At 71.2% G+C, this 14,208-nt stretch carries 11 protein-coding genes; 7 read left to right on the top strand and 4 right to left on the bottom strand.

What is annotated here, in order from left to right:
- Positions 1-377 precede the first annotated feature (377 nt).
- From OHQ87_RS06665 to OHQ87_RS06645, 5 genes are all read left to right on the top strand, one after another.
- The gene (locus tag OHQ87_RS06665; protein ID WP_328345927.1) at positions 378-1,448 is read left to right on the top strand and encodes a sugar ABC transporter substrate-binding protein; all 1,071 of its coding nucleotides are present in this window, start codon (positions 378-380) and stop codon (positions 1,446-1,448) included.
- Positions 1,445-2,986, top strand: a complete 1,542-nt coding sequence (locus OHQ87_RS06660; RefSeq protein ID WP_328345926.1) for a sugar ABC transporter ATP-binding protein — start codon at positions 1,445-1,447, stop codon at positions 2,984-2,986. The genes OHQ87_RS06665 and OHQ87_RS06660 overlap by 4 nt, the downstream gene beginning before the upstream one ends.
- The gene (locus OHQ87_RS06655) at positions 2,979-4,028 is read left to right on the top strand and encodes an ABC transporter permease (RefSeq protein WP_328345924.1); all 1,050 of its coding nucleotides are present in this window, start codon (positions 2,979-2,981) and stop codon (positions 4,026-4,028) included. The genes OHQ87_RS06660 and OHQ87_RS06655 overlap by 8 nt, the downstream gene beginning before the upstream one ends.
- 72 nt (positions 4,029-4,100) lie before the next feature.
- The gene (locus OHQ87_RS06650; protein WP_328345922.1) at positions 4,101-5,426 is read left to right on the top strand and encodes an enolase C-terminal domain-like protein; all 1,326 of its coding nucleotides are present in this window, start codon (positions 4,101-4,103) and stop codon (positions 5,424-5,426) included.
- On the top strand, positions 5,423-6,307 hold the full coding sequence (locus OHQ87_RS06645; RefSeq protein WP_328345920.1) for an amidohydrolase family protein: 885 nt from the start codon (positions 5,423-5,425) through the stop codon (positions 6,305-6,307). The genes OHQ87_RS06650 and OHQ87_RS06645 overlap by 4 nt, the downstream gene beginning before the upstream one ends.
- 18 nt (positions 6,308-6,325) lie before the next feature.
- Here OHQ87_RS06645 and OHQ87_RS06640 read toward each other — a convergent pair whose 3' ends face one another.
- Together OHQ87_RS06640 and OHQ87_RS06635 are read right to left on the bottom strand one after the other, a co-directional pair.
- Positions 6,326-7,021, bottom strand: a complete 696-nt coding sequence (locus tag OHQ87_RS06640; RefSeq protein ID WP_328345918.1) for a FadR/GntR family transcriptional regulator — start codon at positions 7,019-7,021, stop codon at positions 6,326-6,328.
- A gap of 248 nt (positions 7,022-7,269) precedes the next feature.
- Positions 7,270-8,817 carry an endo-1,4-beta-xylanase gene (locus OHQ87_RS06635; RefSeq protein WP_328345916.1) on the bottom strand — a complete coding sequence of 516 codons (1,548 nt, stop codon included), beginning with the start codon at positions 8,815-8,817 and terminating at the stop codon, positions 7,270-7,272.
- Between the two features lie 316 nt (positions 8,818-9,133).
- On the opposite strand from OHQ87_RS06635, the gene OHQ87_RS06630 reads away from it, so the two are divergent.
- Positions 9,134-9,541, top strand: a complete 408-nt coding sequence (locus tag OHQ87_RS06630; RefSeq protein WP_328345914.1) for a YkvA family protein — start codon at positions 9,134-9,136, stop codon at positions 9,539-9,541.
- A 156-nt stretch (positions 9,542-9,697) separates the two neighbouring features.
- Here OHQ87_RS06630 and aceB read toward each other — a convergent pair whose 3' ends face one another.
- Both aceB and aceA read right to left on the bottom strand, forming a co-directional pair.
- Positions 9,698-11,308, bottom strand: a complete 1,611-nt coding sequence (gene aceB, locus OHQ87_RS06625; protein ID WP_328345912.1) for a malate synthase A — start codon at positions 11,306-11,308, stop codon at positions 9,698-9,700.
- On the bottom strand, positions 11,305-12,576 hold the full coding sequence (gene aceA / locus OHQ87_RS06620) for an isocitrate lyase (protein ID WP_328345910.1): 1,272 nt from the start codon (positions 12,574-12,576) through the stop codon (positions 11,305-11,307). The genes aceB and aceA overlap by 4 nt, the downstream gene beginning before the upstream one ends.
- 238 nt (positions 12,577-12,814) lie before the next feature.
- Between aceA and OHQ87_RS06615 the strand changes: the two genes are divergently transcribed.
- Positions 12,815-14,203, top strand: coding sequence for a short-chain fatty acyl-CoA regulator family protein (locus tag OHQ87_RS06615; protein ID WP_328345908.1), 1,389 nt, complete (start codon positions 12,815-12,817; stop codon positions 14,201-14,203).
- The last annotated feature ends 5 nt before the right edge of the window (positions 14,204-14,208 follow it).

Genomic DNA, 14,208 nt, shown 5'->3' with positions numbered 1-14,208 from the left:
CCTGCGGTCACGGCGGGTTCCCCACGATCGGCGCCCGACCGGCAGAATGAGCGGACGGCACGGTGACCCTGGCCTTCGACGACCGACCGGAGCCCGGCCGGGGCTGACCGCAGGGCACCCCCGTCGCGTACCCCCGGCGTGCCTGCGGCCGCCCCGCAGGCCGGACGCCATGGGGGATTGATCTGACGTCTGCCCGCCGTTGCCGGTCGGTGCGAATCGGCGCAGCCTGCCCATGAGGGGGATCTCAGGCATTGACGTCCACCACTGGAAACTCTAACGTCTGACGTATGACCGGTGGGCGGGCACCCCTACGCCGACCAGCACCGCCCCGCCCCAGGAGGCGTGCCGGACCACGCCCCGAGAAACGGAGAGTCCCCATGAACCACAGACAGCTGTTGAGCGCGGGGTTGACGTTGCTGCTCGGCGCGACCGCCACCCTCACCGCCGGCTGCGGCGACCGGGGCGGCGACGGGGCCGGTTCGGGCGGCGGCAAGGCGCTCATCGGGGTCGACTACCCGCGCTCGGACACCGACTTCTGGAACTCCTACATCAAGTACGTGCCGCAGTCCGCCCAGGAGTTGGGGGTCGACCTCAAGACCACCAACTCGCAGAACGACATCGCGAACCTCATCTCGAACGCGCAGACCTTCATGAGCCAGGGCGTCAAGGGGGTGGTGATGGCCCCGCAGGACACCGCCGCCGTCGCGCCGACCCTGAGCCAACTGGAGAGCCGCAAGATCCCGGTGGTCACCATCGACACCCGCCCCGACACCGGAAAGGTGTTCATGGTGGTACGCGCCGACAACCGCGCCTACGGCACCAAGGCGTGCCAGTTCCTGGGCAGCAAGCTCGGCGGCCGGGGCAAGGTCGTCATGCTCCAGGGCGGCCTGGACTCGATCAACGGTCGGGACCGCACCGAGGCGTTCCACGAGTGCATGGGCAAGGAGTTCCCCGGCATCAAGGTGTTCGGGGAGGCGACCGACTGGAAGGCCGACGTGGCGGCGTCGAAGCTGCAGACCCGCTTCGCCTCCGACCCGGACGTCAAGGGCATCTACATGCAGTCCTCCTTCGCCCTGTCGGGCACCCTGCAGATCCTCAAGCAGCGCGACCTCCAGGTGCCGCCGACCGACCCGAAGCACGTCTTCGTCGTCTCCAACGACGGCATCCCCGAGGAGCTGAAGAACATCGGCGACGGCCTGATCGACGCCACCGTCAGCCAGCCCGCCGACCTCTACGCCAAGTACGGGCTGGAGTACGCCAAGGCGGCGATCGAGGGCAGGACCTTCCAGCCCGGCCCCACCGAGCACGGCAGCACCATCATCCAGGTGCGCGAGGGCCTGCTCGAGGACCAGCTCCCCGCACCGCTCGTGACGTTGGACGGCGCACCGGTCGGGGGGCAGCCGACTGTGAAGTTCGACGACACGTCGCTGTGGGGCCGTCAGGCATGAGTGCCACCGCGCACCGCCCGACCGGCGGGCCGGTCGACGCCCACCCGCCGGTCGTCGAGGCCGTGGAGATCACCAAACGGTTCGGTTCCACCCTCGCCCTGTCCGAGGCGGGGATCGTGGTCCACCGCGGTGAGACGCACGCCCTGGTGGGGCGCAACGGCGCCGGCAAGTCGACGCTGGTGGGCATCCTGACCGGGCTGCAGGCCGCCGACGGTGGCGCGGTGGCCTTCGACGGGCGTCCGGCACCGCCGTTGGCCGACCGCGACGCGTGGCGGCAGCGGGTGGCGTGCGTCTACCAGAAGTCGACGATCATCCCCACCCTCACGGTGGCGGAGAACCTGTTCCTCAACCGGCACGCCCGCTCCCGCAGCGGTCTGATCCGCTGGTCGAGCCTGCGCCGGGAGGCGGAACAGCTGCTGGCGACCTGGTCGGTGGACGTCGACGTCCGCCAGCCGGCCTCCGCCCTCTCGGTCGAGCAGCGGCAGTTCGTGGAGATCGCCCGCGCGTTGTCCTTCGGTGCCCGGTTCATCATCCTCGACGAGCCGACCGCCCAGCTCGACGCGGCGGGCATCAACCGCCTGTTCACCCGGATCCGGGACCTGCGGGCGCACGGCGTGACGTTCCTGTTCATCAGCCACCACCTCCAGGAGATCTACGAACTCTGCGACCGGGTCACGGTCTTCCGCGACGCCCGGCACGTCGTCACCGCCCCGGTCGCCGAGTTGGACCGGCAGGCGTTGGTCGCCGCGATGACCGGGGAGGACGTGACGCTGCCGGCGGCCGGCCACCGACCCCCGACGTCCGCCGCGCCGGTGCTGCTGTCGGTGCGCGACCTGGTCACCTCGTCCGGCGCCGGACTGTCGATGGAGGCCAGGGCGGGCGAGGTCGTCGGCATCGCCGGTGGCGGTGGCAGCGGCAAGGTCGAGGTGGCCGAGGCGATCGTCGGTCTCGCCCGCCCCGCGGGTGGGACGGTCACCCTCGCCGGCCGGGTGCTGCGGCCGGGCAGCGTGCCCGACGCCCTCGACGCCGGCGTCGGTCTGGTGCCGCAGGACCGGCACCGGGAGGGTCTGGTGCCGTCGCTGTCCATCGCGGAGAACGTCACGATGACCGTGCCGGACCGGGTCGGGCGGTACGGCCTCATCTCGCCGGCCCGGCGGGACGCACTGGCCCGGGACACCATCGCCGAGTTGACGATCAAGGCGTCCGGGCCACAGGTGCCGGTCGCCGAGCTGTCCGGCGGCAACCAGCAGAAGGTCGTGATGGGCCGGGCGTTGGCCAACGATCCGCAGCTGTTGGTGCTGATCACGCCCACCGCCGGGGTCGACGTGCGGTCCAAGCAGACCCTGCTCGGTGTCGTCGAGGACGTGCGACGTCGGGGCGCCACCGTGCTGGTGGTCTCCGACGAGCTCGACGACCTGCGGATCTGCGATCGCGTGCTGGTGATGTTCCAGGGCCGGGTGGTCGGCGAGATGGCCCACGGCTGGAGCGACAACGATCTGGTAGCCGCGATGGAAGGGGTGGACCTCCACCATGTCTGAGACGCTGTCCACCGGGAAGGCGTCGGCTCCTGCGCCACCACCGTCGCGTCCGCCGTCGTCGGCACCGTCGCGGAGCCTGGCCCTCGCCCGGCTGCGCGACCTGGCACTGGTGCCGGCGATCGTCGCGGTGGCGGTCGTCGGGTGGGTCATCAGCCCGGTGTTCCTGAGTTCCGACAACATCGTCAACGTGCTGCAGAGCATGTCCGAGATCGCCATTCTGGTGCTGGCCCAGACCATCGTGCTGATCACCGGCAAGATGGACCTGTCGTTGGAGTCCACCTTCGGGCTCGCGCCGGGCATCGCCGCCTGGCTCGTCGTCGACCCCGCGCTCACCCGGGGGCTGGGGCTCGGCCTGCTGCCGGAGGACTGGGCGGTGCCTGTGGTCCTGCTCGTCGGTGCCCTGGTCGGGGCGTTCAACGGGCTGCTCATCGTCCGGTTCGGCCTCAACGGCTTCATCGTGACGTTGGGCATGCTGATCATCCTGCGGGGGCTGCTCACCGGCATCTCCGGCGGACAGACCTTCTTCGCGCTGCCCGGGTCGATGACGTATCTCGGCTCCACCAGCTGGTTCGGGATACCGGCCTCGATCTGGGTGTCCCTGCTGTTGTTCGCCGCCGGGATCGTGGTCCTCGGCCACACCCGCGCGGGCCGGGCGTTGTACGCCATCGGCGGCAACGCCGACGCGGCCCGCGCCGCGGGCATCCGTACCGACCGGGTGCTGTGGATCGCGCTCGTCGTGGCCAGCGTGCTCGCCGCCCTGGCCGGGCTGCTGATCAGCGGCCGGCTGGCGGCGGTGCCGGCGGCCCAGGGCGACGGGGCGATCTTCCAGGTCTTCGCGGCGGCGGTGATCGGCGGGGTGAGCCTCAACGGCGGCAGGGGCAGCGTCTTCGGCGCCTTCACCGGCGTCCTGCTGCTCTTCATGATCATTAACGTGCTGACCCTGGCCGGGGTGCCCGCACAGTGGACCAACTTCCTCAACGGCGCCGTCATCCTGGTCGCCCTGGTGGTCTCGCGGATCACCGGCGGCAAGGTTCAGACCTGAACGCCTGACCGCACGAGCCACGCCACGAGACAGGCAGCAGACCGCCAACCGTTCCCCAACCCAGGAGTTCCGTTGACTGAGCGCATCTCGTCGGTAGAGACGATCGACGTACGCTTCCCCACCTCCGTCCACCGGGACGGGTCGGACGCGATGAACCCGTTCCCCGACTACTCCGCCGCATACGTCGTCGTGCGGACCTCGGCGGGCGCCGAGGGGCACGGGCTGGTCTTCACCGTGGGGCGCGGCACCGAGATCCAGGTCGCCGCCGTCCGGTCGCTCGCCGCGATGGTGGTCGGCCAGCCGGTGGACGAGCTGACCGCCGACCCGGGCGCCCTCGCGCGGCGACTCGTCGGCGACAGTCAGATCCGCTGGCTGGGCCCGGAGAAGGGTGTCGTGCACATGGCCGCCGGCGGCCTGGTCAACGCGGTGTGGGACCTCGCCGCCCGACGGGCCGGCAAACCCCTGTGGAAGCTGCTGGCCGACCTCACCCCGGAACAGCTTGTCGCCCAGGTCGACTTCCGCTACCTGCGCGACGCCCTCACCGAGGACGACGCGCTCGCGCTGCTGCGCCGGGCGGCCGACGGCCGGGCCGAACGGGAGAGCCGGCTGCGGGCCGAGGGTTATCCGGCGTACACCACGACCCCGGGCTGGCTGGGTTACGACGACGAGAAGCTGGCCCGGCTCTGCGTGGAGGCGGTACGGGACGGCTATCGACTGATCAAACTCAAGGTCGGCGGGAACCTGGCCGACGACGTACGCCGGATGGGCATCGCCCGGCGAGCCGTCGGGCCGGCGATCCGCCTCGCGGTCGACGCCAACCAGATCTGGGGCGTACCCGAGGCGATCCGGTGGATGCGCGAGCTCGCCGCGTTCGACCCGTACTGGATCGAGGAGCCGACGTCGCCCGACGACGTGCTCGGGCACGCCGCCGTCCGTACGGCGCTCGACCCGATCCGGGTGGCCACCGGCGAGCACGTGCACAACGCGGTGATGTTCAAACAACTGCTCCAGGCCGAGGCGGTCGACGTGGTGCAGATCGACGCCTGCCGGGTCGCCGGGGTGAACGAGAACCTGGCGATCCTGCTGCTCGCCGCGCGCTTCGGGGTGCCGGTCTGCCCGCACGCCGGCGGGGTGGGGCTGTGCGAGCTGGTGCAGCACCTGGCGATGTTCGACTTCGTCGCGGTCAGCGGCAGCACCGACGACCGGGCCATCGAGTACGTCGACCACCTGCACGAGCACTTCGTCGACCCGGCCCGGGTCACCGGCGGGCGGTACCTGACTCCCACCGCCCCGGGCATGAGCGCGGAGATCCTGCCGGCCTCGCTGGCCGCCTTCCGCTTCCCGGACGGTCCGCAGTGGACCTCCGCGCCGGCGACGGCGGGAGCGCCGACGGCATGATCATCGACGCGCACCACCACCTGTGGCGCCCGGAACGCGGATACGCCTGGCTGGACGCGCCCGAGCTGGCGACGATCCGCCGGCCGTTCACCCCGGCGGACCTGACCGCCGAGCTCACCGCGACCGGGGTGACCGGCACCGTGCTTGTGGAAGGGGGTCGCTGCCACAGTGACGAGGCCGCCGAGTTCCTCGGCTACGCCGCCGACACCGCGCCGATCCTCGCGGTGGTGGCCTGGCTCGACGTCGCGGCCGACGACGTGCCCGCCACCGTCGCGGCCTACCGCCGGCTGCGCGGCGGCGACCTCCTGGCCGGGGTGCGTTCGCAGGTGCAGGGGGAAGCGGATCCCGACTACCTCGACCGGGCCGACGTGCGTCGTGGTCTCGCCGAGATCGCCGCCGCCGGGCTCACGTTCGACCTGGTGATCCGCGCCGACCAGCTACCGGCGGCGGCCCGCGCGGCCGCGGCGGTGCCGCAGCTCAGGTTCGTCCTCGACCACCTGGGCAAACCCAGGATCGACCAGGGTACGGCGGGTCTGCACGGCTGGCGCGGTCCGCTGGCCGCGCTCGCCGCCAACCCCAACGTCACCGCCAAGCTGTCCGGTCTGGTCACCGAGGCCGGGCCGACCTGGTCACCGGAGGACCTCCGCCCCTTCGTCGAGGTGGCCGTGGCGGAGTTCGGCGCGGACCGGCTGATGTTCGGCTCGGACTGGCCGGTGTGCCTGCTCAGGTCGGACTACGCCGGAGTGTGCCGGGCGTTGACGGCGGCGCTGCCGCCCCTGTCGGAGCGGGACCGGCAGGACATCTTCGCCGGCACCGCCGTACGCACCTACGACCTGGCCCGGCGGGTCGCACCGCTCCCGCCACCGACCCGGACCGGATGACCCCGGCCACCGTCGGGCTCACGCATCGGCCGCCTTGGCGGCGAGCACCGTACGCAGCCACGCCTCGGAGGTGTTGACGTGGATCAGCGCGCTCGCCTGGGCGAGCAGTTGGTCGCGTGACCGTAGCGCGAGGTAGATCGCGTGGTGCTCGTCGATCGTCTGGTGCGCCGAGTTGCCCTCTATCAACCCCCGCCACACCCGGGCCCGCAGCGTCCGGCTGGACAACCCGTCGAGCAGCGAGGTGAGCGTCTCGTTGCCGGTGGTCGCGACGACGGTGTGGTGGAAGGCGGTGTCGAAGCCGATCAGCTTCTCCGCGTCGTCGGCCGCCGCCCGCATCTCGGCCAGGATGTGGTGCAGTTCGTCGAGCCTGGCGTCGGTCATCCGCAGTGCCGCCAGCCCGGTCGCCATCGGCTCCAGCATCCGGCGCACCTCCATCACCTCCAGCAGGGTGTCGTCGCGCAGCAGTTCCACCGCGACACCCAGGCCCTCCAGCAGCAACCGGGGGGCGAGGCTGGTGACGTACGTCCCGTCGCCTCGTCGTACGTCGAGCACCCGGGCCGACTCGAGCACCTTGACCGCCTCCCGGACGCCGCTGCGCGACAGGCCCATCTGCACGGCCAACTGCGGCTCGGGTGGGAGGCGCGCACCCGGCGGCAGCTCACCGCTGGAGATCATGCTCCGGATCTTCGCGATCGCGTCGTCGGTCAGTGCCACCCACGTCCCCCCTCTGGCCGACCCGTCGCGCCTCTTTCACGACAGTTCCACCCGCTGCGGCAGGCCACACCAATATAGAGACCCCAGAGGTGAACCGAGCTGACGACGACGGCGATCGGCGCCCCGGCGGATGGAGGGCGGACGCGGTTCCACGGGGCCGGCGTTCGGATCCCGGGCCGGACCGCCGTCGCCGGCCGCCTCTCCCTGTCCTGGACGGACGACCCGCGCCCGTCCAGGACAGGGATGGCTCAGGAGGCGGTGCAGACCGGGGTCAGGCCACTGGCCGCACCGGTGCCCTGGAAGCCGAACTCGGTGTACTGACCGGCGCTTACCGCGCCGTTGTAGTTGACGTTGCTGAACTGCACGGCGCCGCTGGTGCCGGTGCGGTTGGCGTTCCAGACGCTGGTCACCGTGGCACCGGACGGCAGGGTGAGCTGGACGTTCCAGCCACGGATCGGTGCGCTGCCGGCGGTGACCCGTACGGTGGCGACGAAACCACCGGTCCACGAGTTCAGCGAGACCGTGGCCGCGCAGCCGGCGGTCGACGGCGGCGTGGTCGGCGGGGCGGTGGTCACCGGCGGCGTGGTCGGCGGCGGGGTGGTCACCGGCGGAGTCGTCGGGGGCGCAGTGGTCGGCGGCGGGGTCGTCGGCGGGGCGGTCGTCACCGGCGGGGTCGTGGGCGGGGTGGTGCCCCGGCCCTTGTTCAGCTCGTCGAGGACCGCGTGGTAGGCGGCCTTCTTCTGGTAGCTGCCGTTGCCGCCGGTGAACAGCAGGCCCCGCTCCGAGGAGCGCCACGACTCGCTGTCGGAGATGCCCCAGACGGTGATGCCTGTGCACTTGGCGACGTTCAGGCAGGCCCGGACGACCTTGCGGTAGTTCTCCGCCTGGCCGGTGCCGATGTCGTTGTTGCTCAGGTCGTCGTCGATGTCGACCTCGGAGAGGTGCACCTCGACGCCGAGGTCGGCGAAGCGCTGGATGTTGGCCTGCAGGTCGTTGGTGATGATGCTGTTCGGGTTGTCGTTGAAGTGCGACTGGAACCCGACGCAGTCGATGTACTGCCGGTAGGTGCGGACGATGTCGTACAGCGCGTTGGCCTTGCGGTTCGGGCCGCCGCCCTGGACGGTCAGGCCCTCGACGTCGTAGTCGTTGATGCAGAGCTTGGTGGAGTACCCGCCGGCCTGCACTACCTGCTTGGCCCGGATGAACGAGTCCCGGATGACGTCGGTGTCACCGGCGTCGAAGAAGTCACCGTCACCGTTCGCGTCCCGGTTCATGCTGTGCGGCCACTGGTTGCGGCGGCGGCCGGTGTTGTTGTCCTCCAGCGACTCGTTGACCACGTCCCAGTAGGCGATCTTGCTGCCCCAGCGGTTGATGGCGTTGCCGATGAAGGTGTTCAGCGTCGCCTGGCTGGCGCCCTGGAGCGCGCCGGCCTGCGAGTGCCACACCAGGGTGTGCCCCCGGACCACCATGTTGTTGCTCTGCGCGTGGTTGACCAGCTGGTCCGCGCCGCTGGTGTTCTGTAGCCCACCGCTCGACGTGGCGATCCGGTCCGGCTTCATGTCGTTCTCGGGGGTCAGCTGGCTGAATTCCTGACCGAGGATCGGGTAGAGCCGGTTGGGCGAGGCGGCGGTGCCGAAGAACAGCCCGGCCTTGGCGGCCGCGGCGCGCAGCGTGGTCTCGGCTGCGGCGGCCGGGCTGCTGGACTGGACCGCCACCCCACCGCCGACAAGTAACAACACCGCCATCGGCAAAGCCGTCCTGCTGACTTTCATCCGCTGCCTCAGGGTGTTGCTCACAGGTCCTCCTCGATGCACGACGCCAACAATCGATAGACATACATCCATGCCGAAGGGCCAGTATCGATACCGCCCGGCCACACTGTCAACAACTTTCGGAAATATTCCGGAAACCGCCATTCGGGCACGGGCATACATTTATGCAGGTGGGGTGAGCACCACCAGACTCGGGAAGGCCGGCGGCAGGCGGTCGCGGGCACCGTCCACGGCACCGTCACCGAAACATTCGAAGATCGGCCCGTACGGAACGCTACCCGCGTGCCGGTGGGACGGCGCCTGGCGCGCGTCCGCCGGGTCGGGCAGGAATACTCGCCTGATGACGTGGAAGGTGCTCCTCGGCATCGGCATCGCGCTCGCCGCCTCCTGGACGGCCCTGACGATCGGCCTGCTGCTGGTGCGGCCGAAGGGATCCCTACTCACCGAGGCGGTCCGGATCCTGCCCGACCTCATCCGGATGCTGCGCCGGCTGGCCACCGACCCGGGCCTGCCAACCGGCGTCCGGGTGCGGCTCTACCTGCTGATCGCCTACCTGGCGAGCCCCGTCGACCTGATCCCCGACGTGATCCCGGTGCTGGGTTTCGCCGACGACGCCATCATCGTGGCTGCCGTGCTGCGCTCCGTGGTCCGTCGCGCCGGCATCGACGCCGTCGCACGACACTGGCCGGGCACCCCGGACGGATTCACCGCCGTATGCCGACTCACCGGAGTCCGCCCCACCCCGTGACGCCCGGCTTCTTCCCGCCACGGCCCACCGAGCCGGTGCGTGCCGACCGAGCCGGTGCCTCGCGCCCTGTCCGGGCCGGGCCGGATCCGCCGCGAGTCCGTCGACGCCGACGCGGCCGGGGAAGGATGACCCTCCCCAGGCCGCGCGGTCTCCGCCTCAGCGGACCGGCAGGTCGCGCCGGCGGGTCGGATCGAGGTGCCGGGCGTACGCGCCGGTGGTGAAGAAGGCCGGCAGGTCCTCGCCGAGGGCGGTGTCCTCGACGATCCGGGCGGCCCGCACGGCGCGGTCCCGGTCGGTGCCCGCGCGCCCGCTCACCAGGGCGGCCAACTCCTCGGCGAGGATCGACCGGACCAGGTCGTCGGTCACGCAGCCGCCGTCGGCCAGCGGGGTGCCGTGGTGCCGCCACTGCCAGACCTGGCAGCGGGCGATCTCGGCGGTGGCGGCGTCCTCCATCAGGTTCGACAGGGCCACCGCGCCGGTGCCGCCGAGCCACGCGTCGAGGTAGCGCACCGCGACCGCGATGTTGGCCCGTAGCCCGGCGGCGGTGACCCGGCCGGGGGTCTTGTCCACGGCGAGCAGGTCGGCGGCGGTCACGGTGACGTCGTCCCGCAGCCGGTCGAGCTGGTGGGGACGGTCGCCCAGCACCGCGTCGAACTCCTCCCGGCAGGTGTCCACCAGGCCCGGGTGGGCCACCCACGAACCGTCGAACCCGTCACCGGCCTCCCGCCGCTTGTCCGCCCGCACCCGGCCGAGGGCGACCTCGTTGACCTGTGGATCCCGGTTCGGGATGACGGCGGCCATCCCGCCGATCGCGTGCGCTCCCCGCCGGTGGCAGGTGGCCACCAGCAGCTCGGTGTACGCGCGCATGAACGGCACCGTCATGGTCACCTCGGAGCGGTCCGGCAGGACGAAGTCCGGCCACTGCCCGAAGTTCTTGATCACGCTGAAGATGTAGTCCCACCGGCCCGCGTTCAGCCCCGCCGAGTGCTCGCGCAGCTCGTAGAGGATCTCCTCCATCTCGAAGGCGGCGGTGATCGTCTCGATCAGCGTGGTGGCCCGGATGGTGCCCCGGGGCAGGCCGAGGCGTTGCTGGGCGAAGACGAAGACGTCGTTCCACAGCCGTGCCTCCCGGTGGCTCTCCAGCTTCGGCAGGTAGAAGTACGGCCCGGCACCCGCGTCGAGCTGCCGCCGGGCGCAGTGGAACAGGTGGAGCCCGAAGTCGACCAGGCTGGCCGAGATGGGCCGCCCGTCGACCACGATCCCCTTCTCCACCAGGTGCCAGCCGCGCGGACGGACGACGATGGTGGCCAGTTCCTCGCCGAGGACGTACCGCTTGCCACGGGGGTCGGTGAAGTCGATCCGCCGGTCCAGGGCGTCGATCAGGTTGAGCTGGCCGGAGACGACGTTGTGCCAGGTCGGCGCGGTGGCGTCCTCGAAGTCGGCGAGCCACACCTTCGCCCCGGAGTTGAGCGCGTTGACAGTCATCCGGCGGTCGGTCGGTCCGGTGATCTCGACCCGCCTGTCGACCAGGCCGGGTGCGGGCGGGGCCACCCGCCAGCCCGGGTCGGCGCGGATCGCGGCGGTCTCCGGCAGGAAATCGGGGAACTGACCGGTGGCGTAGCGGTCCCGGCGGGCCCGGCGGGTGTCCAGCAGGGCCACCCGACGGGCGGCGAACTCGCTGTCCAGCGCGACCAGGAACTCCAGCGCGTCGGCGGTGAGGACCTCGTCGAACCGGTCGGCCAGCGGGCCGACGATCTCGTATCTCATGCGAACTGCTCCTCTTCGGTGGAGCCGCGCAGGGCGGTGGTCTCGGCCGCCGGGTTGAGCACGGTGCTGATCAGGTCGAAGTAGCCGGTGCCGACCTCGCGCTGGTGCTTGACCGCGGTGTAGCCGGCCGGCTCGGCGGCGAACTCCCGCTCCTGCAACGCCACGTAGGCGGGCATGCCGTCGGCGGCGTAGCCCCGGGCCAGGTCGAACATCGAGTAGTTGAGGGCGTGGAAGCCGGCCAGGGTGATGAACTGGAACCGGTAGCCCAGGTGACCGAGTTCCCGCTGGAACTTCGCGATGGTGGCATCGTCGAGGTGCTTGCGCCAGTTGAACGACGGCGAGCAGTTGTAGGCGAGGAGTTGGTCCGGGTACTCGGACTTGATCGCCTCGGCGAAGCGGCGGGCGACCTCCAGGTCGGGGGTGGAGGTCTCCATCCAGAGCAGGTCGGCGTGCGGGGCGTAGGCCAGGCCCCGGGCGATGCACGGGTCGATGCCGTTGCGCACCCGGTAGAAGCCCTCGGCGGTCCGCTCGCCGGTGACGAACGGCCGGTCCCGCTCGTCCACGTCGGTGGTGAGCAGGGTGGCGGCCTGCGCGTCGGTGCGGGCGATCACCACCGACGGCACCCCGGCGACGTCCGCGGCGAGCCGGGCCGCCTCCAGGGTGCGGACGTGCGCCCCGGTGGGGACGAGCACCTTGCCGCCGAGGTGGCCGCACTTCTTCTCCGCGGCGAGCTGGTCCTCCCAGTGCACGCCCGCCGCACCGGCCCCGATCATCGCGGTCATCAGCTCGTAGGCGTTGAGCGGTCCGCCGAAGCCGGCCTCGGCGTCGGCGACGATCGGTGCCAGCCAGTCGGTCCCGCCGCCGTCGCCCTCGGCGGTGGTGATCTGGCCGGCGCGCAGCAGCGCGTTGTTGATCCGGCGCACCACGGCGGGCACCGAGTTGGCCGGGTAGAGACTCTGGTCGGGGTAGGTGTGTCCGGCGAGGTTGGCGTCCGCGGCCACCTGCCAGCCGGACAGGTAGATCGCCTTGAGTCCGGCCCGGACCATCTGCACGGCCTGGTTGCCGGTGAGCGCGCCCAGGGCGTGGACGTAGTCCTCGGTGTGCAGCAGCTGCCACAGCCGCTCCGCCCCGCGCCGGGCCAGGGTGTGCTCCTCCTGGACGGCGCCGCGCAGCCGGACCACGTCCTCGGCGCGGTAGCTGCGGCGCACTCCCCGCCAGCGCGGGTCGGTCTCCCACTCGGTACGCAACCGCTCCACGGCGTTCTGCATGATCTCGTCTCCTCGGATGTCGTGCCGCCGGCACCGGATTCGTCGTGCCGCCCGGCGTCGCCGAACGCGTCGCCCGGCCGGCGTGTCACCCACGGTCACACGGTGTCCAGGGCGTGGTCGAGGGACGGAAGAAGCCAAGTTCTGAGAAGTTCACACCCGGTTCTGCGAAGTTGCGAACAGGTATATTCGCACTCTGCCAAGGGTGCTGGGCTGCCGAAAGAGCAGCGGGGAGGTGAGCGTGACGAACAAGACCTTCGCGGGTGCCCGGCTGCGCCGGATGCGTGAGGACCGCGCGCTGAGCCAGTCCCGGCTGGCCCGACTGCTCAACATCTCGCCCAGCTACCTCAACCAGATCGAGCACGACACGCGTCCGCTGACCGTGCCGGTGCTCATGCGCATCACCGAGGTGTTCGGCGTCGACCCGACAGTGTTCGCCCCCCGGGACACCCCACGGCTGGTCGCCGGGTTACGTGAGGCGTTGCCCGGCCGACCGGGCGTCGCCGACCTCACCGAACTCGCCACCCGGCTGCCCGAGGTCGCGGAGGCCGTGCTCGACCTGCACCGCCGCTACCGGCAGGCCGACGAGCAGCTCGCCGAGCTGCTGGGCGACCGGGACACGGTCGGGCGCAGCCCGCACGACCGGGTGACCGAGTTCTTCTACCGCCGGCAGAACTACGTGCCGGATCTGGACGAGGCGGCGGAGCGGTTGGCGGCGACGATCGGGATGCGCCGGGGTGAGGTCCGCTCCACGTTGCAGGACCGGCTCGCCCAGCGGCACGGCGTGCAGGTCCGCCGCGACGACGCCACCCTGCTCGGCGACGAGCTGCACCGTTACCGGCCGCAGACCCGCACCCTGCACCTGTCGACGTCGCTGCGGGCCGGGCAGGAGGCCATGCGGATGGCGGCGCAGATCGCCCTGCTGGAGTACGCCGACGTGATCGACGAGATCGTGGAGGAGGAACGGTTCGACGACCCGCAGACCCAGATCCTCACCCGGGTCGGCCTGGCCAACTACTTCGCCGCCGCGCTGATCCTGCCCTACGAGCCCTTCCTGGCGGCCGCCGAGCAGCACCGGTACGACATCGAGCTACTCACCCAGCATTTCACCATGGGCTGGGAGACGGTCTGCCACCGGCTCAGCACGCTGCAACGACCCCGGGCGCGCGGGGTGCCGTTCTCGTTCGTCCGGGTCGACCGGGCCGGCAACATGTCGAAACGCCAGTCCGCCACCGGCTTCCCGTTCTCGCTGACCGGCGGCACCTGTCCGCTGTGGAACGTCTACGAGGCGTTCAGCGCGCCCGGCCGGGTGGTGGTGCAGGTGGCCGCGATGCCCGACGGGCAGCGCTACCTGTGGATTGCCCGCACCATCACCCGGCACCACGGCGGCTACAACCAACCCGGCAAGGTCTACGCGATCGGGCTCGGCTGCGAGACCCGGCACGCCGACCGGCTGGTCTACTCCACGGGGATCGACCTGTACGCGACCGACGCCGTCACGTCGATCGGCCCCGGCTGCAAGACCTGCGAGCGGATGACCTGCCCGCAGCGGGCCGCCGCCCCGATCAGCGGGCGGCTCGACCTGGACGAGAACCGCAGCACCTTCATCCCGTACCCGCTGAAGGGCTGACCGGC

The sequence above is a fragment of the Micromonospora sp. NBC_00421 genome (assembly GCF_036017915.1).
Classification (GTDB): domain Bacteria; phylum Actinomycetota; class Actinomycetes; order Mycobacteriales; family Micromonosporaceae; genus Micromonospora.
This window is presented reverse-complemented; position numbering and strand designations above follow the sequence as displayed.

Coding starts and splice junctions, on each gene's coding strand:
- OHQ87_RS06665 (WP_328345927.1), top strand. CDS start 378: ATGAACCACAGACAGCTGTTGAGCGCGGGGTTGACGTTGCTGCTCGGC.
- OHQ87_RS06660 (WP_328345926.1), top strand. CDS start 1,445: ATGAGTGCCACCGCGCACCGCCCGACCGGCGGGCCGGTCGACGCCCAC.
- OHQ87_RS06655 (WP_328345924.1), top strand. CDS start 2,979: ATGTCTGAGACGCTGTCCACCGGGAAGGCGTCGGCTCCTGCGCCACCA.
- OHQ87_RS06645 (WP_328345920.1), top strand. CDS start 5,423: ATGATCATCGACGCGCACCACCACCTGTGGCGCCCGGAACGCGGATAC.
- OHQ87_RS06630 (WP_328345914.1), top strand. CDS start 9,134: ATGACGTGGAAGGTGCTCCTCGGCATCGGCATCGCGCTCGCCGCCTCC.
- aceB (WP_328345912.1), bottom strand. CDS start 11,308: ATGAGATACGAGATCGTCGGCCCGCTGGCCGACCGGTTCGACGAGGTC.
- aceA (WP_328345910.1), bottom strand. CDS start 12,576: ATGCAGAACGCCGTGGAGCGGTTGCGTACCGAGTGGGAGACCGACCCG.